Source organism: Micromonospora sp. WMMC415, from assembly GCF_009707425.1.
Classification (GTDB): domain Bacteria; phylum Actinomycetota; class Actinomycetes; order Mycobacteriales; family Micromonosporaceae; genus Micromonospora.
In genome coordinates, this window is sequence record NZ_CP046104.1 from 531372 (window position 1) to 550488 (window position 19117).

Sequence of the window (19117 nt, forward strand, 5' to 3'; positions counted from 1 at the left end):
CGGGGCTCACTCGCTGCGCTCGTTCACTCCTCGCGCTCACTGGACACCCCCGGAGTTGAGGAGCGGGCCGGGACGGCCGGCGGCGTCGGCGGCGACCGGCGCGTCGGCCTGCTGGGGAACGGCCGGCGCGCTCGCGCCGGCGGAGACCCGCACGACCGCGCCGGACGTGACGCCCAGGCTGCGGCGGACCGTCGAGCCGGGCGAGTTGGTCGGCAGCCAGACGACGCCGTCCGGCATCTCGGTCACCGCGGCCGGGAGCGTGAGCGCGCCGCGGTCGGTGCCCACGGTCACCGCCTCGCCGTCGGCCACGCCGATCGCCTCCGCGGTGCCCTTGCCCAGCCGGACCACCGGCGGCCGGGCCGTGCCCGCGAGGTGCTCGTCGCCGTCGGTCAGGCTGCCCAGGTCGATCAGCTGGTGCCAGGTGGCGAGCACCGCCTCGCCGGCGCCCGGCTGCGGCACCGCCGCCGGGGCGACCGACGGCGCGGCCGGCCGGGTGGTGCGGGTACGCGGCAGGCCGCCCAGCTCCCGGCGGACGGTCGGCACGTCAGCGGTGCCGAGCCGCACGTCGAGGTGCGCGGCGAGCGCGTCCAGCACCCGGCCGTCGGTCATCGCGGCCGTGTGCAGGACCGCCTCGAACGTCCGCAGCCGTCCTTCCCAGTCCAGGAAGCTGCCCGCTTTCTCGACCGCCGGGGCGACCGGGAAGACCACGTCGGCCCGCCGGGCCACCGCGCTGTTCCGCAGCTCCAGGCTGACCAGGAACGGCACCGCGTCGAGCGCCGCCTCGGCCTGGCGCGGGTCGGCCAGGTCGGCCGGGTCGACCCCGGCCACCACCAGCGCCCCGAGCTGACCGGCGGTCGCCGCGGCGAGGATGCCGTCGGTGTCGCGGCCGGCCTGGCTGGGGATGACCCCGGCCGGGATGTCCCACGCCTCGCCCAGTTCGGCCCGCGCGGCCGGTTCGGTGACCAGCCGGCCACCGGGGAGCAGGTTCGGCAGGCAACCCGCGTCGACCGCGCCGCGGTCACCGGCGCGCCGCGGCACCCAGGCCAGCTTCGCGCCGGTACGCCGGGCGACGTCCGCTGCGGCGGAGAGGCCACCGGGAACCGAGCCCAGCCGCTCGCCGACGATCAGGATCGCCCCCGGCTGGCTCAGCGCCTCGGCGACCGTGGCGTGCTCGGCGAGCACGCTCGCCTCCTCGCCCGGCACCACCCGGGCCAGCTTGGCACCGAGCTTCTCCAGGCCGCGCGTCGCGAACGGCGCGATGGCGTACACCGTCAAGGTCTTCTTCAGGTACGCCTTGCGCAGCCGCAGGAAGAGGATCGGGCACTCCTCCTCCGGCTCCAGGCCGACCAGCACCACCGACGGTGCCTCCTCGACGTCCGGGTACGTGACGTCGGTGACCCCGGCGACCGTGCTGGCCAGGAACTCGGCCTCCTCGCGGGAGACCGGGCGGGCCCGGAAGTCGATGTCGTTGGTGTGCAGCGCGACCCGGGCGAACTTCGCGTACGCGTACGCGTCCTCGACGGTCAGCCGGCCGCCGGTGAGCACGGCCGTGCCCTGCCCGCCGTCGCGCGCCGCGCGGAGGCCCTCGGCGGCGACGGTCAGCGCCTCGCTCCACGACGCTTCGCGCAGCTCACCGGTGCCCGCGTCCCGCACCAGCGGGGTGGTGAGCCGGTCGAAGGCGCGGGTGTACTGGAAGCCCCACCGTCCCTTGTCGCAGTTCCACTCCTCGTTGACCGCCGGGTCGTCGCCGGCCAGCCGCCGCAGCACCTTGCCGCGCCGCCAGTCGGTGCGCTGGGCGCAGCCGGCCGAGCAGTGCTCGCAGACGCTGGGGCTGGAGACGAGGTCGAAGGGGCGGGCCCGGAACCGGTACTGCGCGCCGGTCAGCGCGCCCACCGGACAGATCTGGACGGTGTTGCCGGAGAAGTACGAGTTGAACGGGACGTCCCCGTCGTCGCCCTCGGTGCCGTACGCCTCGTCCCGGTAGATGTTGATCTCCTCGGCGGACGACCGGTTCATCAGGTCGATGAACTTGTCGCCGGCGATCTCCTCGGAGAACCGGGTGCAACGCTGGCAGAGGACGCAGCGCTCGCGGTCGAGCAGCACCTGGGTGCTGATCTCCACCGGCTTCTCGTACTCCCGCTTGTGCTCGTGGAACCGGGAGTCGGTACGGCCGGTCGACATGGCCTGGTTCTGCAGCGGGCACTCGCCGCCCTTGTCACACATCGGGCAGTCGAGCGGGTGGTTCACCAGCAGCAGCTCCATGATCCCCTCCTGCGCCTTCTTGGCGACCGGGGAGGTGAGCTGCGTCTGCACGACCATGCCGTCGGCGACGGTCTGGGTGCAGGAGGCGACCGGCTTGCGCTGCCCCTCCACCTCGACCAGGCACTGGCGGCAGGCGCCGGCCGGGGCCAGCAGCGGGTGGTCGCAGAACCGCGGGATCTCGATGCCCATCTGCTCGGCGACCCGGATCAGCAGCGTCCCCTTCGGGGCGGTGACCTGGATCCCGTCGACGGTCAGCGTGACCGTCTCGGTCTGCTTGGCTACATCGGTCATCAGTGGGCTCCCACCAGCTGCTTGTCGGAGAGCTTCGGAGCGGTACGTCCCTCGATGTAGTCGAGGTAGTCCTGCTTGAAGTACTTCAGCGACGAGGTGACCGGGCTGGTCGCACCGTCACCCAGGCCGCAGAACGAGCGCCCGAGGATGTTGTCGCAGGTGTCCAGCAGGGTGTCCAGGTCCTCGTGGGTGCCCTGGCCGGAGAGGATCCGGCGGTAGACGCGGACCATCCAGTAGTTGCCCTCACGGCACGGGGTGCACTTGCCGCACGACTCGTGGTGGTAGAACTCCAGCCACCGGTAGGTCGCGTACACCGGGCAGTCCTGGTCGGAGAAGATCTGCGTCGCCGTGGTGCCGAGGATCGACCCGGCCGCCGCCACCCCCTCGAAGTCCAGCGGCACGTCCAGGTGCTCGGCGGTGAGCAGCGGCGTCGACGAGCCGCCCGGCGTCCAGAACTTCAGGTTGTGGCCGGGCTGCATGCCGCCGGCCAGCTCGATCAGCTCGCGGAGCGTGATGCCCATCGAGCACTCGTACTGGCCGGGGTTGGCGATCCGGCCGGAGAGCGAGTAGATCATCGGACCCGACGACTTCTCGGTGCCCATGGTCCGCCACCAGTCCGCGCCGCCGAGCACGATGTACGGGACGCTGGCGACGGTGCCGACGTTGTTCACCACGGTCGGGCTGGCGTACAGGCCGTGGGTCGCCGGGAACGGCGGGCGCAGCCGCGGCTGCCCCCGGAAACCCTCCAGCGAGTCCAGCAGCGCGGTCTCCTCGCCGCAGATGTACGCACCGGCGCCCGAGTGCACCACCAGGTCCAGGTCGAACCGGGAGCCGAGGATGTTCCGCCCGAGGTAGCCCTTCGCGTACGCCTCCTGCACCGCGTTGCGCAGCCGGCGCGCGGCGTGCACGGCCTCGCCCCGGATGTAGATGTAGGCGCGGTTCGCGCGGATCGCGTACGACGCGATGATCACGCCCTCGACCAGCGAGTGCGGGTCGTGCGTCATCAGCGGCAGGTCCTTGCAGGTGCCCGGCTCGCCCTCGTCGGCGTTGACCACGAGATAGTGCGGCTTGCCGTCGCCCTGCGGGATGAACCCCCACTTGAGACCGGTCGGGAAGCCCGCGCCGCCGCGACCGCGCAGCCCGGAGTCCTTGATGAGCTGGATCAGGTCGTCCGGGTGGGCCTTGAGCGCCTTGCGCAGCGCCGCGTACCCGTCGAGCTTCTCGTAGGTGCCGACCCGCCAGGCGTCCGGCGACAGCCAGCGCTTCGTGAGCACCGGCGTGAGCTTGGCCAGCGTCTCCGGCCGAGGAGTGGTCACTTCTGGGCCCCCCTGTCGCTCGCGTTGGGGGAGCGCGTACCGGCCCCCGCCTCCGCCTCCCTGAGGTTGCGCTCCTGCGTACCGGCCTCGTCGCCGGCGGGCTTGCCGTCACCGGCCGGCGGGTTCGCCGCCGCGCCCGCGGCCTCGGCCTCCCGGGCGTCGCGGGGCGACGGGGGTACGCCGTCCACCGGAACCTTCGTGCCCGGCGCGTCGGGGACCGCCGTCTTCGCGTCCGGCTGCCGGGTCTCGGCCGCCCGCACCTCGGGCGACTTGTCGTCCGGCGCCTTGACGTCCCGGGTGGTGCTGCCGGCCGCCGCGGCCGGCGGGGCCGGCTCGCCCGCACCGGCGTTGCCGGCCGGTCGGGCGCCGTTGCCCGCGGCCGGCGGTGCCTTCTCGGCCGCCTCGGCCTTCGCCTTCTCGGCGGCCTCGTCGGCCTCCGCCTTGCTGCGGATGGGCGTGTTCGGGTCGAAGCCCGACACGGCGATGCCGTGCTCCTGCGCCAGCCGTAGCCCGCGCAGGGTCGGATCGCCCGGGACGCCGTCGGCGACCGCGCCCTCACGCTCGTCGGCGAACCCGGCGAGCTGCACCGACATCTCCTTCAGCGTGCAGAGCCGGGCCCCCCGGCTCGGCACCGGCCGGCCGCCGCCGCGCAGCTCGTCGACCACGCCGACCGCGGTGTGCGGGTCCACGTTGTCGAAGAAGTCGTAGTTGACCGTCATCACCGGGCCGTAGTCGCACGCCGCCAGGCACTCGGCGTGCTCCAGAGTGATCGTCCCGTCGGCGGTGGTCTCGTCGTGCCCGACGCCGAGGTGCTCGGCGAGCGTGTCGTAGACCTGCTGGCCGCCGAGCACGTTGCACATGGTGTTGGTGCAGACGCTGACCAGCCAGTCACCGGTCGGGCGGCGCTTGTACATCGTGTAGAAGGAGGCGACCGCGCCGACCTGGGCCTTGTTCAGCCCCAGCACCTCGGCGCAGAACGCGATGCCGGCCGGGGAGACGTACCCCTCCTCGGACTGCACCAGGTGCAGCAGCGGCAGCAGGGCCGAGCGGGACCGGTCGGCCGGGTACCGGGCGATGATCTCCCGCGCCCGCGCCCGGGTCTCTTCACTGAAGGTCGTGCTCATCGGAGTCGCCTTTCCGTTCGCGACTGCGGGGCTCGCAAGCTCGCTCACCTGTCACACCCGCCCATGACCGGGTCCAGCGAGGCGCCACCGGCGATCACGTCGGCGATCAGGCCGCCCTCCGCCATCGCCGGGAGGGCCTGGAGGTTGACGAAGCTCGGCTCCCGGTAGTGCACCCGGTACGGCCGGGTGCCGCCGTCGGAGACCGCGTGCACGCCCAGCTCCCCGCGCGGCGACTCGACCGCGATGTAGACCTGGCCCGGCGGAACCCGGAAGCCCTCGGTGACGAGCTTGAAGTGGTGGATCAGCGACTCCATCGACTGACCCATGATCTTGGCGACGTGCTCCAGCGAGTTGCCCATGCCGTCGACGCCGATGGCGAGCTGCGCCGGCCAGGCGATCTTCCGGTCGGCCACCATCACCGGGCCCGGCTCGAGCCGGTCCAACGCCTGCTCGACCAGCTTCAGCGACTCCCGGATCTCGGCGAGCCGGACCAGGTAGCGGCCCCACACGTCGCCGTCGGTGTGCGTCGGCACGTCGAACTCGTACGTCTCGTAGCCGCAGTACGGCATGGTCTTGCGCAGGTCCCAGGCCAGGCCGGCGGAGCGCAGCACCGGGCCGGTCACGCCCAGCGCGAGGCAGCCGGTCACGTCGAGCACCGCCACGTTCTGCGTCCGCTCCAGCCAGATCGGCTGGCCGGAGAGCAGGTTCTCGTACTCCTTGAGCTTCTTCGGCATCAGCTTCAGGAACTCGCGGATCTTGACGATCGCCTCGTCCGGCACGTCCTGCGCCACGCCGCCCGGCCGGACGTACGCGTGGTTCATCCGCAGGCCGGTGACCATCTCGAAGATCTCGAGGATGTACTCCCGCTCGCGGAAGCCGTACAGCATCATGTTGACCGCGCCCAGCTCCATGGCGGTGGTGGCCACCCAGACCAGGTGCGAGGAGATCCGGTTCAGCTCCATCATCAGGACCCGGATGGTGGTCGCCCGCTCGGTGATCTGCTCCTCGATGCCGAGCAGCTTCTCCACCGCCAGCGCGTACGCCGTCTCGTTGAACAGCGGCGACAGGTAGTCCATCCGGGTCACGAAGGTCGAGCCCTGGACCCAGTTGCGGTACTCCAGGTTCTTCTCGATGCCGGTGTGCAGGTAGCCGACGACCGAGCGGGCCTCGCGGACCGTCTCGCCCTCCAGCTCCAGGATCAGCCGCAGCACGCCGTGCGTCGACGGGTGCTGCGGGCCCATGTTGACGACGATCCGCTCGTCGTTGATCGGGTCGGTGCCGGAGACGACGTCGTCCCAGTCCCCACCGGTGACGGTGAAGACCTTGCCCTCGGTGGTCTCGCGCTCGGTGGCGTAGTTGGACGCGGTCACTGGTACGACCTCCTCCGGTCCGGCGGCGGGATCTCGGCGCCCTTGTACTCGACGGGCACGCCGCCGAGGGGGTAGTCCTTGCGCTGCGGGTGGCCCTCCCAGTCGTCCGGCATCAGGATCCGGGTCAGGTTGGGGTGGCCGTCGAAGACGATGCCGAACATGTCGTACGTCTCCCGCTCCTGCCAGTCGGCCGTCGGGTAGACGCTGGTCACGCTGGGCAGGTGCGGATCCTCGACGGAGACCGCGGCCTCCAGCCGGACCCGCCGCCGGTACGTCATCGAGGTGAGCTGGTAGACCACGTGCAGCCGGCGTTCGTCGGCACCGAGGTAGTCCACCCCGGACACCGAGGAGCACAGCTCGAAACGGAGCGCGAGGTCGTCCCGCATGACCTGGCAGACCTCGGCGATCCGCTCGGGGCGGACGTGCAGGGTCAGCTCGCCCCGGTCCACCACGACCTTCTCGATAGCGTCGGCGAAGCCCGGGTACGCCTCCTCCAGCGCGTCGGTGACCTCGTCGAAGTAGCCGCCGTACGGCCGCGACGCCGACTCGACCGGCCGGCGCGGGCGGACCAGGCCGCCGTAGCCGGACACGTCGCCGGTGCCCTGGTTGCCGAACATGCCCCGGCCGGCCGGGCTGGCCGGCGGGTACTCGGCGGGGGCGGTGCTGGAGGCGCCGGCCGGGGTCACCGGCACCGGTACGCCGCCGTCGTCGAGCCTGTCGTTGGGCGCGGTCACTTCTGGACACCCCCGTGCTGGTGCAGGTGGTTCTGGGCCTTCATCCAGTTCTCGATCCGCAGCTGCTCCTCGCGGCCCTCGCGGACGGCCTTCGTCCACTCGGCCCGCCGGGCCTTGTCGCTGCGGTACGACGACGGCATCGAGCCGTACGGGACCACCGGCACGTCACCGCGGGCCTGGCGGGCCTCCAGCATCTTGCGGCCGTTCGCGCCCAGCGGCTCGTGCATGATCTTCTCGCGGAGCTTGAGGATCGCGTCGATGAGCATCTCCGGCCGGGGCGGGCAGCCGGGCAGGTACATGTCGACCGGGACCACGTGGTCGACGCCCTGGACGATCGCGTAGTTGTTGAACATGCCGCCGCTGCTGGCGCACACGCCCATCGACAGCACCCAGCGGGGCTCGGCCATCTGGTCGTAGATCTGGCGCAGCACCGGGGCCATCTTCTGGCTCACCCGGCCGGCCACGATCATCAGGTCCGCCTGCCGCGGCGAGGCCCGGAAGACCTCCATGCCCCAGCGGCCCATGTCGTAGTGGGGGCCACCGGCGGCCATCATCTCGATGGCGCAGCAGGCGAGGCCGAACGTGGCGCCCCAGACCGACGACTTGCGCGACCAGTTGACCAGCTTCTCCACCGAGGTGAGCAGGACGCCGGCGGGGAGCTTCTCCTCGATACCCATGTGAGGTTCCTCCCTCAGTCCCAGTCCAGGCCGCCGCGCCGCCACACGTAGGCGTACGCGACGAAGACCGCGACGATGAACAGGACCATCTCCACGAAGCCGAAGATCGGCAGGGCGTCGAACGAGACCGCCCAGGGGTAGAGGAAGATGATCTCGATGTCGAAGACGATGAAGAGCATCGCCGTCAGGTAGAACTTGATCGGGAACCGGCCGCCGCCGACCGGCTGCGGGCTGGGCTCGATGCCGCACTCGTACGCCTCGAGTTTGGCCTTGTTGTAGCGGCGAGGGCCGGCGAGGCGGGCGGCCGCCACGGAGAACAGGGCGAACCCCGCGGCGAGGGCGAACAGCCCGATGATCGGTACGTAAGGCGAGAGCGACATCGTTTCTCCTGCTCGTCCTTCCCTGCCCTCGGTGCTTGACGAAAATCACACTATTCACGTCCCTCGCCGCACCTTCCGGCGGGGGGTCGATCTTTGTCACGCCCGGGGACGTCGCCGGCCCCGGGCGCCCGCTAGACGGCGGGTGCCGCCTTCGACATCGCGTTGATGACCCGGTCCATCGCGTCCCCGCCCCGCGGATCGGTCAGGTTGGCCAGCAGCTTGAGCACGAAGCGCATGAGCGTCGGGTGGGGCATGCCGTACCTCGTGGCGGCCCGCATGACCTCCGGGCGGCCGATCAGCTTCACGAAGATGCCGCCGAGCCGGTAGTAGCCGCCGAGCCGCGCCTTCAGCTCCGTCGGGTACGCCATCAGCGCCCGCTCCCGCTCCGCGCCGGCCGGACGGGCGAGGGCCTGCACCGCGATCTCCGCGGCCAGCTCGCCCGACTCCATCGCGTACGCGATGCCCTCGCCGTTGAACGGGTTGACCATGCCGCCGGAGTCACCGACGAGCAGCATCCCCCGGGTGTAGTGGGGCACCCGGTTGAAGCCCATCGGCAACGCCGCGCCGAGGATCGGCCCCTCGGCGTTCGCCTCGTCGGTCATCCCCCACTCCTCGGGGGTGTTGGCGAGCCAGTCGGTCAGCAGCCGCCGGTAGTTCGTCTTGCCGAAGGCCGACGACGAGTTGAGGACGCCGAGGCCGACGTTGACCCGGCCGTCGCCCAGCCCGAAGATCCAGCCGTAGCCCGGCAGCAGGGCGTCGCTGCCCTTGCTGCGCAGCTCCAACCAGGACTCCAGGTAGTCGTCGTCGTGCTTCACCTCGCAGCGGTAGTACCGCCGGACGGCCACGCCGATCGGCCGGTCCTCCCGCTTCGCCAGCCCGAGAGCGAGGGGAAGTCGACCGGAGACGCCGTCCGCGGCGACCACCAGGGGTGCGCGGTAGGTGACCGGCTCCTTCTCGGGCCCCACCTCGGCCTCGACACCGACCACCCGGCCGTCGCCGTCGAGCACCGGGCCGATGACGTTCACGCTCGTGCGCAGCTTGGCGCCGGCGGCCACGGCCCGCTGGGCGAGCAGGTCGTCGAAGTCCAGCCGGGTGCGCACCAGGCCGTAGTTGGGGAAGCTGGCCAGGTCGGGCCAGTCCAGTTCGAGCCGGACACCGCCGCCGATCACCCGCAGGCCCCGGTTGTGCAGCCAGCCGGCCTCGGTCGAGGTGTCCACGCCCATGCGGATCAGCTGCCGCACGGCGCGTGGGGTCAGCCCGTCACCGCAGACCTTCTCCCGGGGGAACTCGGTCTTCTCCAGCAGCAGCACCCGTACGCCGTGCCGAGCCAGGTGGTACGCGGTCGCCGACCCACCGGGACCGGCGCCCACGACGATCACCTCGGCGTCGTTCTCCACCGTGGTCATCCGCGCCTCCTCCCGCGTGCTCGTGAAATGCTTCACAAGCCAGACGGTGTGGAGTCTATGACCGGCGTTACACCCGCGCCTGGTGAGGGGTACCTAACTTGCCGGAAACAGGCCGCTCAGCGGCGGGCCGAGCCGGGCGTCGGCGCCGTTTCGGTGCGAGCCGGGCGCGCGGGCGGGTCAGCGGCGGGCCGGCGCGGCGTCGAGCCCGGCCTCGGCGCGGATGGTCGCCGGGAGGTGTTCGCGCAACGCCCCGCCGGCCGCCCGATCCAGCGCGGCCAGCACCTCGGCCACCACCTGGCGCACGTCGGCGGGATCCGCGCCGGCCAGTTCCTTGAGCTGGGCGATGAGTTCGGCGGCGTCGTCGTCGGTGGGTGCCGTGGCGTCCGCCCGATCGGGTCCCGTCATGGGGCGAGCCTACGGGGCAAAATGGACTATATCCCCATATTCACGAAAAGCTGGTTGGCCAGTCAGGCCCGGGTCGCCCGGTGCAGGGCCACGATGCCGCCGCTCATGTTGCGCCAGGCCACCCGGCCCCACCCGGCCGCCCCGATCCGCGCCGCCAGCGCCGCCTGGTCCGGCCAGGCCCGGATCGACTCGGCGAGGTACACGTAGGCGTCCGGATTGCTGGAGACCGCACGCGCCACCGCCGGGAGCGACCGCATGAGGTACGACAGGTAGACCGTCCGGAACGCGGGGTTCACCGGCGTGCTGAACTCGCACACCACCAGGCGGCCACCCGGCTTCGTGACCCGGGCCAGCTCGCGCAGCGCCGCGTCGGTGTCGTTGACGTTGCGCAGCGCGAAGGAGATGGTCACCGCGTCGAAGCTCGCGTCCGCGAACGGCAGCCGCAGCGCGTCACCGGCCAGCAGGGGCACGGCCGGGCGGGCCCGCTTGCCGGCGTACAGCATGCCGAGGGAGAGGTCGGCTCCGACCGCGTACGCCCCCGAGTGGGCCAGTTCCTCCGTCGAGACGCCGGTGCCGGCACCCACGTCGAGCACCCGCTCACCGGGCCGCAGGTCGAGCGCGGCCCGGGTCGCCCGCCGCCAGGACCGGTCCTGCCCGAACGAGAGGACGGTGTTGGTCAGGTCGTAGCGGGCGGCCACACCGTCGAACATCGCGGCGACCTCGTGCGGCTGCTTGTCCAGACTGGCGCGCTGACCCCGGGGTGTACTACTCACCCCCCCACTCTGCCAGCCCCCACGGGGGGCTGAAGGAAGGGCCCCTTGTCAACGCCTCCGGTAGAGAAGGGGACCCTTGTTAACGCTGAGTTCCCGACCAGCGCTGACAGGCGACGAGGGCGGGATGGCCAGTGGCCACCCCGCCCCCGTAGCGGTCACGACGGTCAGTCGGTCTGCTTCTCGTCGTCAGGGCCGACCAGGACGACCTTCCGCCGCCGCGACAGCAGCAGCAGCGCGCCGCCGGCCACCAGCACGGCCGCGCCGATGCCGGCGATCAGGCCGACCTGCACGCCGGTGACCGGCAGGCCACCGCCGTCGCCGGAGCCGCCGCCGTCGCCGCCACCCGGGGTCGGCGTGCCGCTCGGCTGGCCGCTCGGGCTCGGCCCGGCCGTCGGAGTCGCCGTCGGGGTGGGGCTCGGCGTGCCGCTCGGGCTCGGGCTGGGCTGAGCCGACAGGTCGACGAACGCCTCGAAGACCGTGTGGTTGTCCAACTCGTCGACCTCGGCGAAGGCACGCCGCTGGGCCGGGTCGGCCACCTTCGGCTCCTCCTCGGGCTCGCCCTCGGCCGCGTCCAGCCCGTACGCGAAGAGGTCACCCTCGTGCAGCACCGGCTCGGTGACGTCGGCGCCCACCCGGACCGTCACGTCGGCGGTGTAGTACTCGCCGGGACGTACGACGACGCCGGAGTCCTCGCAGAGCAGTTGGGCCTTGCCGAGGATCTCCTGCTGGACGCAGCCCGCCGGGGTCTGCACGAAGTTGACGCCGCGGGGCAGGGTGAGACCGTAGAAGACGCCCGTCGCCTTGCGGCTCCCGTCGTTGTAGACGGCCCAGTCGAGCGGCACGGTGACCCCGCGCCGCACCGGCTTGAGGTCGGGCTCGTTCTGCAGGGCGCCGTCGACCACGACGTTGTCCTGGATGTCCTGTGCCCAGGCGGTGAGGTCGTAGCCCGGGCGGGTCACCTCGACCGGCACGTCGACGACCTCGTCGGCGACGTTCGGCTGCGGGGTGGCGGTGGCGACCCCGACGGTCAGCACGCCGCCGTTGCCCTTCCCGCCGGTGCTGAACAGCGGGACGCCGAAGTCCTCGCTGGTGCCGGCGGGCAGGTCGCCGAGGAGGCACTGGTACATCGTCGAGCCGCTGACCCGTACGCAGCCGTCGGGCATCACATAGCCGACGCGGTTGAGCTTGAGCCGGTCGACCTTCACCCGGACGCTGACGTCCTTCGCGGTGGCCGTGCCGGTGTTGGTGACCGTGAACTTGAACGGCTTGGCCTGGGCCTCGTCGACGCCCTTGGCCAGGCTCGTGCTGATCGGAATCAGCACGAGGTCGGGTGCGTCGGCGGCCCGCGCGGGCGTGCCGACGGCGGTCAGCCCGGCGGCGAGCAGGGTTGCGGCACCCGCCCGCGCCAGGCTGGAGCGCTGGAGGAAGGTCATGGATCCCCCGGGGTAAGGGACGTACGGAACGAGCGGACGGTACCGGAGCGACGTCGCGGCACGCCAGAGGCACGGCGGTGAATGTCGGCCGTCCCACTCGGACGGTGGACACAGCGGAGGCGGGATGGTGGACCATCCCGCCTCCGCTGCCGTGCGTTATGTGAACGACCCTCGCGGGTCGATGGAGGACGACCGTCAGGCGGTCGGCTTCTCGTCGCCAGGGCTCACCAGGACGATCCGGCGGCGCCGCGCGACCAGGAACATCACACCACCCGCGAGCAGCACCGCGACACCGATTCCGCCCATCAGGCCGGCCTGCGGCCCGGTCACCGGCAGTCCGGGACCGTCGCCGTCGCCGTCACCCTCGCCGCCACCGCCGGCACCGCCCTTGGCGGCCACGACGACCGCGAAGCCGTCCACGTTGTCCGTCGGGTCGACGTCGGTGATCCGCTCGCCCTTGTTCACCAGGCGGGCGTTATCGAGGCTGGTCTTCCGGGCGGCACGGGCCTCCGGGGAGTCCGGCTTCACCATGCCGAGCGCGTCGGCGGTCAGCGAACCGGCCGGCAGGGTGGCCGGGGCCTGGACGCCGTCGGCGACCTTGACCGGGAACTGGATCAGCAGGATCGTCTCGTTGTCCACCACCAGGGTGTCGTCGCGGCACGTCGCGGTGCGCGCGTCGGCCGAGTACTCGCAGCCCTCGTACTGCTCGGTGAAGGTGACGTCCTTCGGCAGCTGGAGCTTGATCTCGACGCCCTCGGCGAAGGTGTCGCCCTGGTTGACGATCTCGCCGAAGACGAGTGCCTCGTCGCCGGGGTGGATCGCCTTCCCGTCGGCCCGGGTCTTGACGTCCGGCACGACCACGCCGAGGTCGACGCCCGGCACGCCCTCGTACTCGATCAGGACCCTCTTGTCGTTGTTGTCCGGCGTGGTGTCGTCGGACGACTGCAGGAAGAAGCGGGCGCTGAAACCGCTGGTGATGCCATCGGGCTCGTACTTGAAGGTGACGATCGGGAACTCGAGTTCCTCGCCCGGGCCAGGGATCCGCTCCGCGGGCACGGTGCACAGGATGCTGAAGATTCCGTCGCCCTTGCAGTCCTCGCCGAGCGGGAGGACGTCGACGGGCTGGTCGTTCCAGCCGGAGTAGTCCACGCCGACGGTCAGGGCGGTCGGGGTGCCCGGGCCGTTGTTCTTGACCTTGAGCCAGCCGATCTTCTCGGTGGCGCCCTCGGCCAGCGTGGTGCCGGCGACGGTCACCGCGAGGTCGGCCTTGGTGTCTTCGGCGTGCGCCGGCGTCGCCGCCACGGCGAGCCCGCCGGCGGCCAGCAGCGCGGCCGCGCCGAGCCGCGCGAGCGGCCGGTTACGGAAGATCATGGAAGCGTCCCCCCGTGGGGTGAAGGAAACATACGGGCGGGGACGTTAGCGGGCGGCGATCGACCTCGCCAGCCCTCTGGAACGGGTGTTTGGCCTGGTCACCTAAGCGTGACCTAAGGATTGTCCGGATTCATGGGGGTTGTCATCGACGACTGTGGACACGCTTCGGTGGAACGGTCACCGAATCGATATCTCCGGTCGACCACATCGGCCGTTCGGCCAACCGACCCCACGTCACGGGCCGTGCCCGCACGGTGATGGACCCGCCCCCGGTGACGGACGCGCGGGGCGGTCCGTCAGCGGGCGTCGACCAGCGGCAGCGACTTCCCCGCGCCACCGCCCGGCAGGGCGATCGAGGAGAAGTGCGAGACCACCCGCTCGTCGGTCGGGTCGTCGGCCGGCGTCCAGTGCACGGCGAGGCGGTTGTAGAGGGTGTCCCGCTGGGCGGGGATCCGGTCGGCGGACCGGATCATGCCGATCAGCTCGTGCAGGTTGGAGCGGTGCCGTGCGCCGGCCGAGGAGATGACGTTCTCCTCCAGCATGATCGAGCCGAGGTCGTCCACTCCCATGTGCAGGGCGAGCTGCCCGACGTCCTTGCCGGTGGTGAGCCAGGACGCCTGGAGGTGCGGCACGGTCTCGAAGAAGAGCCGCGCCACCGCGACCAGCCGCAGGTACTCCAGGGCGGTCGCCTGGGTGCGGCCCTTCAGGTGGTTGTTCTCCGGCTGGTACGTCCACGGGATGAACGCCCGGAAGCCGCGCGTCCGGTCCTGCACGTCGCGGATCATCCGCAGGTGCTCGATCCGCTCGGCGGCGGTCTCGCCGGTGCCCATCATCATCGTCGCGGTCGACTCGACGCCTTGACGGTGGGCCAGCTCCATGACCTCGAGCCAACGCTCGCCGGACTCCTTCAACGGGGCGATCGCCCGGCGGGGACGCTCGGGCAGCATCTCCGCTCCGGCGCCGGCGATCGAGTCCAGCCCGGCGGCCTTGATGCGGGCGATGGCCTCGTCCAGGCTCACGCCGGAGACCTTCGCCATGTGCAGGATCTCGCTGGGGCCGATCGAGTGGATGGCGAGCTTGGGGTACGCCTTCTTCACCGAGGAGAACAACTCCTCGTAGTACTCGACGCCGTAGTCCGGGTGGTGCCCGCCCTGGAGCATGACCTGGGTGGCGCCCAGCTCGACCGCCTCGCCGCACCGGCGCAGGATCTCCTCGGTGGGGTGCGTCCACCCCTCCTTGTGTTTCGGCGCGCGGTAGAAGGCGCAGAACTTGCACGCCGTCACGCAGACGTTGGTGTAGTTGATGTTGCGGTCGATCAGGTACGTGACGATGTTGTCCGGGTACCGCCGCCGGCGTACCGCGTCCGCCGCCTCGCCCAGCGCGTGGAAGGGCGCGTCGGTGTAGAGCAGCAGGGCCTCCTCGGGCGTGATCCGCCCGCCGTCCGCGCCGCGCTGCAGGATGTCGTCGATCTCCCGGCTCACCGTCACGCCCCCGAGCCTACGTCCCCCGCGAACCACCGCCACCGGACCGCCCCCTTCTGTCGCCCACCCCACGCCACCTCCCGCGATCTTGCACTTTGTGCTCTCGGTTTGCCCGGATGGCGGCATATGTCGGGGCAGGAATCGCAAGATCGCGGGGGGCGAGGGGGGTTACGCGTCGTAGTCGACCGTGAGGCGGTCGGTCGTCGGGCTGGACTGGCAGGTCAGGACGTAGCCCGCCGCCACCTCGTCGGGTTCCAGGGCGTAGTTGCGGGCCATCGTGACCTCGCCGTCGACGACCTTCGCCTTGCAGGTCGAGCAGACGCCGCCCTTGCAGGCGTACGGCAGTTCGCCGCGTACCTTCAGCGCCGCGTCCAGCACCCGCTCGTCACGGCCCATGCTGAAGGTCGAGGAGCGGCCGTCCAGCACGATCGTCACCTCCGCTCCGGCGCCGGGCTCGTCACCCGGGCGCCGCACCGGCTCCGGCGGCGCGTCGACGTGGAACAGCTCCGTGCGCACCGCCGACTCCGGCGTCCCCCGCGCGGTCAGCACCTCGCGGGCGTCGACCACCATCCCGTACGGCCCGCAGAGGAACCACTCGTCGATCGTGTCGCCCGGCACGATGGTGTCGAGCAGCCGGCCCAGCCGGTCGGCGTCGATCCGTCCGGACAGCAGCGGCGACTCGCCCTGTTCGCGGGAGAGGACGTGTACCAGGTGCAGCCGGGTGGGGTAGCGGTCCTTCAGGTCCGCGAGCTCCTCGGCGAACATCACGGTGTTGGCCGTGCGGTTGCCGTACACCACGGTGAAGGTGCTGGCGGGCTCGACGGCCAGGGCCGTCGCGACCAGCGACAGCACCGGGGTGATGCCGGACCCCGCGACCACCGCGCCGTAGTGGCGCACCCGGTCCGGCACGAACGCCGTGGTGAAGTGGCCGAGCGGCGGCAGCACGTCCACGGTGTCGCCGCCGCGCAGGGCGCCGCAGGCGTACGCCGAGAAGGCGCCGCCGGGGATCTCCCGGACACCGATCCGCAGCCGGCCGTGCCGCGCCAGCTCGTCCGGGGTGGAGCAGATCGAGTACGACCGCCGCACGTCCTCCCCGTCGTCGCCGATACGTCGGACGGTGAGGTGCTGACCGGCGGCGAACGCGAAGGTCTCGCGCAGCTCCTCCGGCACGGCGAAGGTGACCGCCACCGAGTCGGCGGTGAGCCGGTCGACGGCGGCGACGGGGAGCGGGTGGAAGACCGGCCGGCGGCGGACCGGTCGGGTGATCGTGACAGTCACAGTGCCTTCAGGTGGTCGAAGGGTTCGGAGCAGGACCGGCAGCGCCAGAGCGCCTTGCACGCGGTGGAGCCGAAGCGGCTGACCTGCTCGGTCTCCGGCGAGCCGCAGCGCGGGCACCGGACGGCGAGGGTCAGCGGCACCGCGCCCTCACGCCGGGCCGGCCCGGGCGGGGCGATGCCGGCGGCGGCGAGCTTCGCCCGCCCGTCCGCCGAGATCCAGTCGGTGCTCCACGCTGGCGCGTAGACCGTGCGGACCTCGGCGTCGGGGTGACCGGCGGCGGCCAGGGCGCGGCGGATGTCGGTGCGGATGACGTCCATCGCCGGGCAGCCGGTGTAGGTGGGGGTGATGGTGACGAGGACCCGGCCGGTGGCCGGGTCCTCGTCGACCGACCGCAGGATGCCCAGCTCGTCGATGGTGACCACCCGGATCTCCGGGTCCACCACCGCCGCCACGGCCTCCCTCGGGCTGGTCACCAGTGCCACCTTCCGTTCGCGACTGCGGGGCTCCGCTGCGCTGCACTCCTCGCGCTCACCAGCTCGCTCCGGGATGGGCGCGGTGCAGCACCTGCATCTCGGCGAGCAGGTACGACAGGTGCTCGGTGTGCACGCCGTCCCGGCCACCGGCGGGCGCCCAGCCGGTCCGCGGGAGCGTCAGCGTCGCCTCGTCGAGCACCGCCGTCACGGTCGCGTCGACGTCGGCCCGCAGGCTGGCCGGGTCGACCGGCGCGGCCGGATCCGGGGTGAACAGCTCGTGCGTGTACGGCCAGACCTCGTCGACCGCCGCCTGCATCCGCCGGTGCGACTCCTCGGTGCCGTCGCCGAGCCGGCGCACCCAGAGCGAGGCGTGGTCGAGGTGGTACGCCGACTCCTTGCGGGCCTTGGCGCCGATCGCGGCCAGCCGCTCGTCGGCGCACCCGGCCAGCGCGGTGTAGAGCGGCAACTGGTACGCCGACAGGAGGAGCAGCTTCGCCATGGTCACCGCGAAGTCGCCGTTGGGCAGCTCGACGAGGAGGCAGTTGCGGAACTCACGGTCGTCGCGCAGGTACGCCAGCGCGTCCTCGTCCCGCCCGGCGCCCTCCAGCTCGCCCGCGTACGTCAGCAGCAGGCGGGCGGCGCCGAGCTGGTCGAGGGCGATGTTGGCGAGCGCGATGTCCTCCTCCATCTCCGGCGCGCGGGTGGACCACTCGGCGAGCCGCTGTGCCGCGATCAGCGCGTCGTCGCCGAGGCGCAGCGTGAAGTCGAACGGGCCGTTCACAGGTGCGCCACCCCGTCCGGCACCTGGTAGAAGGTGGGGTGACGGTAGACCTTGTCGGCCGCCGGGTCGAAGAAGGCGTCCTTCTCGTCCGGGCTGGACGCGGTGATGGCGCTCGCCGGCACCACCCAGATCGACACCCCCTCCTGGCGGCGGGTGTAGAGGTCCCGGGCGTTGCGCAGGGCCAGCTCCGCGTCGGGCGCGTGGAGGCTGCCGACGTGGGTGTGCGACAGCCCGCGCCGGGCCCGGACGAAGACCTCCCACAGTGGGGTGTGTTCCTGGCTGCTCACGCGGCCACCTTCTCCTTCTTCGCTGCCTGCTTGGCCGCGTACGCCGCGGCGGCCTCGCGGACCCAGGCTCCCTCGGCGTGGGCCCGGCGGCGGTGTTCCATCCGCTGCCGGTTGCACGGGCCCTCGCCCTTGATCACCCGCATCAGCTCGTCGTAGTCGGGCTGGGTGAAGTCGTACGCCTGCCGCTCGTCGTTCCAGCGCAGGTCCGGGTCGGGGATGCTCAGGCCGAGCACCTCGGCCTGCTGCACGCACATGTCGACGAAACGCTGGCGCAGCTCGTCGTTGGAGAAACGCTTGATCTTCCAGGCCATCGACTGCGCGGAGTGGGTGGAGTCGGTGTCCGGCGGGCCGAACATGGCGAGGGACGGGTACCACCACCGGTCCACCGCGTCCTGAGCCATCGCCTGCTGGGCCGGGGTGCCGTGGGCGAGGGTGTGCAGGATCTCGTACCCCTGCCGCTGGTGGAACGACTCCTCCTTGCAGACGCGGATCATGGCCCGCGCGTACGGCCCGTACGAGCAGCGGCACAGCGGCACCTGGTTGACGATCGCCGCGCCGTCCACCAGCCAGCCGATCGCGCCCACGTCGGCCCAGGTGAGGGTCGGGTAGTTGAAGATCGAGCTGTACTTCTGCCGGCCGCTCAGGAGCAGGTCGACCAGCTCGTCCCGGCTGACGCCCAGGGTCTCCGCGGCGGCGTAGAGGTAGAGGCCGTGCCCGGCCTCGTCCTGCACCTTCGCGAGCAGGATCGCCTTGCGCTTGAGCGAGGGCGCCCGGCTGATCCAGTTGCCCTCGGGCTGCATCCCGATGATCTCGGAGTGGGCGTGCTGGGCGATCTGCCGGATCAGGGTCTTCCGGTACGCCTCCGGCATCCAGTCCCGCGGCTCGATCTTCTGGTCGGCGTCGATGACCTCGGCGAAGTAGGCGGCGAGGTCCTCGCCGGCGGTGGCGCCGCGCCGGCCCCGCTCGGCGGCCTCCCGCAGCGCCGCCTCGGCCGCCTCGACCTCGCCGAGGAGACCGCCGCCGGGGCCGTCGTCGGCCGGGAAGTCATTGCCATACATGCCTCAAGTGTTACAGCTCGCCCCTGAAAACTCTAGGGGGTGTAACAGGGTTGCCGGAGTCCGGGCCCTACCCAACGAAGGCGACTCGTAACTCTGGGCGGATGTGAGTTGAGTCACTGCGGGACCATGAATCTGCCCAAAAGTCGCAAAACCGTCCGAACACCCCGCCTTCATGGCAAGTTGCCAGGTGTCACATCTCCGCGGGTCGCGGATCCGG

At 71.7% G+C, this 19117-nt stretch carries 18 protein-coding genes; all 18 read right to left on the reverse strand.

Annotated elements, in window-relative coordinates; genetic code table 11:
* Nucleotides 1-36: 36 nt before the first annotated feature.
* The 18 genes from GKC29_RS02565 to paaA all read right to left on the reverse strand — a co-directional run bounded on the left by GKC29_RS02565 (nucleotide 37) and on the right by paaA (nucleotide 18900).
* Nucleotides 37-2553 (reverse strand): NADH-quinone oxidoreductase subunit G, encoded by a 2517-nt coding sequence (locus tag GKC29_RS02565; protein WP_155329291.1) that lies wholly within the window; start codon nucleotides 2551-2553, stop codon nucleotides 37-39.
* Entirely contained in the window at nucleotides 2553-3869 is a 1317-nt protein-coding gene (nuoF, locus tag GKC29_RS02570) for an NADH-quinone oxidoreductase subunit NuoF (protein ID WP_155329292.1), read from the reverse strand. Before nuoF ends, GKC29_RS02565 begins: the two co-directional genes overlap by 1 nt.
* Nucleotides 3866-4993 (reverse strand): NADH-quinone oxidoreductase subunit NuoE, encoded by a 1128-nt coding sequence (nuoE, locus tag GKC29_RS02575; protein WP_155329293.1) that lies wholly within the window; start codon nucleotides 4991-4993, stop codon nucleotides 3866-3868. Before nuoE ends, nuoF begins: the two co-directional genes overlap by 4 nt.
* Before the next feature lie 44 nt (nucleotides 4994-5037).
* Nucleotides 5038-6363 (reverse strand): NADH-quinone oxidoreductase subunit D, encoded by a 1326-nt coding sequence (locus GKC29_RS02580; RefSeq protein ID WP_155329294.1) that lies wholly within the window; start codon nucleotides 6361-6363, stop codon nucleotides 5038-5040.
* Nucleotides 6360-7097, reverse strand: a complete 738-nt coding sequence (locus tag GKC29_RS02585; protein ID WP_155329295.1) for an NADH-quinone oxidoreductase subunit C — start codon at nucleotides 7095-7097, stop codon at nucleotides 6360-6362. The genes GKC29_RS02580 and GKC29_RS02585 overlap by 4 nt, the downstream gene beginning before the upstream one ends.
* The gene (locus tag GKC29_RS02590; protein ID WP_155329296.1) at nucleotides 7094-7774 is read right to left on the reverse strand and encodes an NADH-quinone oxidoreductase subunit B family protein; all 681 of its coding nucleotides are present in this window, start codon (nucleotides 7772-7774) and stop codon (nucleotides 7094-7096) included. The genes GKC29_RS02585 and GKC29_RS02590 overlap by 4 nt, the downstream gene beginning before the upstream one ends.
* A gap of 14 nt (nucleotides 7775-7788) precedes the next feature.
* The gene (locus tag GKC29_RS02595) at nucleotides 7789-8154 is read right to left on the reverse strand and encodes an NADH-quinone oxidoreductase subunit A (RefSeq protein WP_155329297.1); all 366 of its coding nucleotides are present in this window, start codon (nucleotides 8152-8154) and stop codon (nucleotides 7789-7791) included.
* A 131-nt stretch (nucleotides 8155-8285) separates the two neighbouring features.
* Entirely contained in the window at nucleotides 8286-9560 is a 1275-nt protein-coding gene (locus GKC29_RS02600; RefSeq protein ID WP_155329298.1) for a geranylgeranyl reductase family protein, read from the reverse strand.
* 177 nt (nucleotides 9561-9737) lie between these two features.
* Nucleotides 9738-9965 (reverse strand): hypothetical protein, encoded by a 228-nt coding sequence (locus GKC29_RS02605; protein ID WP_155329299.1) that lies wholly within the window; start codon nucleotides 9963-9965, stop codon nucleotides 9738-9740.
* Between the two features lie 62 nt (nucleotides 9966-10027).
* Nucleotides 10028-10738: a demethylmenaquinone methyltransferase gene (locus GKC29_RS02610; RefSeq protein WP_155329300.1), complete on the reverse strand. Its 711-nt coding sequence runs from the start codon at nucleotides 10736-10738 to the stop codon at nucleotides 10028-10030.
* 164 nt (nucleotides 10739-10902) lie between these two features.
* Nucleotides 10903-12171, reverse strand: coding sequence for an LPXTG cell wall anchor domain-containing protein (locus GKC29_RS02615; RefSeq protein ID WP_155329301.1), 1269 nt, complete (start codon nucleotides 12169-12171; stop codon nucleotides 10903-10905).
* Between the two features lie 195 nt (nucleotides 12172-12366).
* Nucleotides 12367-13542, reverse strand: a complete 1176-nt coding sequence (locus GKC29_RS02620; protein ID WP_155329302.1) for a hypothetical protein — start codon at nucleotides 13540-13542, stop codon at nucleotides 12367-12369.
* Nucleotides 13543-13838: 296 nt separating this feature from the next.
* Complete coding sequence (gene mqnC, locus GKC29_RS02625; RefSeq protein ID WP_155329303.1) at nucleotides 13839-15029, reverse strand: cyclic dehypoxanthinyl futalosine synthase; 1191 nt, start codon at nucleotides 15027-15029, stop codon at nucleotides 13839-13841.
* A gap of 162 nt (nucleotides 15030-15191) precedes the next feature.
* On the reverse strand, nucleotides 15192-16301 hold the full coding sequence (paaE, locus tag GKC29_RS02630; RefSeq protein ID WP_155329304.1) for a 1,2-phenylacetyl-CoA epoxidase subunit PaaE: 1110 nt from the start codon (nucleotides 16299-16301) through the stop codon (nucleotides 15192-15194).
* Nucleotides 16298-16774: a 1,2-phenylacetyl-CoA epoxidase subunit PaaD gene (paaD, locus tag GKC29_RS02635; protein WP_155329305.1), complete on the reverse strand. Its 477-nt coding sequence runs from the start codon at nucleotides 16772-16774 to the stop codon at nucleotides 16298-16300. The genes paaE and paaD overlap by 4 nt, the downstream gene beginning before the upstream one ends.
* 55 nt (nucleotides 16775-16829) lie before the next feature.
* Nucleotides 16830-17555 carry a 1,2-phenylacetyl-CoA epoxidase subunit PaaC gene (gene paaC / locus GKC29_RS02640; protein ID WP_155329306.1) on the reverse strand — a complete coding sequence of 242 codons (726 nt, stop codon included), beginning with the start codon at nucleotides 17553-17555 and terminating at the stop codon, nucleotides 16830-16832.
* On the reverse strand, nucleotides 17552-17842 hold the full coding sequence (gene paaB / locus GKC29_RS02645) for a 1,2-phenylacetyl-CoA epoxidase subunit PaaB (RefSeq protein ID WP_155329307.1): 291 nt from the start codon (nucleotides 17840-17842) through the stop codon (nucleotides 17552-17554). The genes paaC and paaB overlap by 4 nt, the downstream gene beginning before the upstream one ends.
* Nucleotides 17839-18900, reverse strand: a complete 1062-nt coding sequence (gene paaA / locus GKC29_RS02650) for a 1,2-phenylacetyl-CoA epoxidase subunit PaaA (RefSeq protein WP_155329308.1) — start codon at nucleotides 18898-18900, stop codon at nucleotides 17839-17841. The genes paaB and paaA overlap by 4 nt, the downstream gene beginning before the upstream one ends.
* Nucleotides 18901-19117 lie beyond the last annotated feature (217 nt).

Coding starts and splice junctions, on each gene's coding strand:
- GKC29_RS02565 (WP_155329291.1), bottom strand. CDS start 2,553: ATGACCGATGTAGCCAAGCAGACCGAGACGGTCACGCTGACCGTCGAC.
- nuoE (WP_155329293.1), bottom strand. CDS start 4,993: ATGAGCACGACCTTCAGTGAAGAGACCCGGGCGCGGGCGCGGGAGATC.
- GKC29_RS02590 (WP_155329296.1), bottom strand. CDS start 7,774: ATGGGTATCGAGGAGAAGCTCCCCGCCGGCGTCCTGCTCACCTCGGTG.
- GKC29_RS02595 (WP_155329297.1), bottom strand. CDS start 8,154: ATGTCGCTCTCGCCTTACGTACCGATCATCGGGCTGTTCGCCCTCGCC.
- GKC29_RS02600 (WP_155329298.1), bottom strand. CDS start 9,560: ATGACCACGGTGGAGAACGACGCCGAGGTGATCGTCGTGGGCGCCGGT.
- GKC29_RS02605 (WP_155329299.1), bottom strand. CDS start 9,965: ATGACGGGACCCGATCGGGCGGACGCCACGGCACCCACCGACGACGAC.
- GKC29_RS02615 (WP_155329301.1), bottom strand. CDS start 12,171: ATGACCTTCCTCCAGCGCTCCAGCCTGGCGCGGGCGGGTGCCGCAACC.
- GKC29_RS02620 (WP_155329302.1), bottom strand. CDS start 13,542: ATGATCTTCCGTAACCGGCCGCTCGCGCGGCTCGGCGCGGCCGCGCTG.
- paaA (WP_155329308.1), bottom strand. CDS start 18,900: ATGTATGGCAATGACTTCCCGGCCGACGACGGCCCCGGCGGCGGTCTC.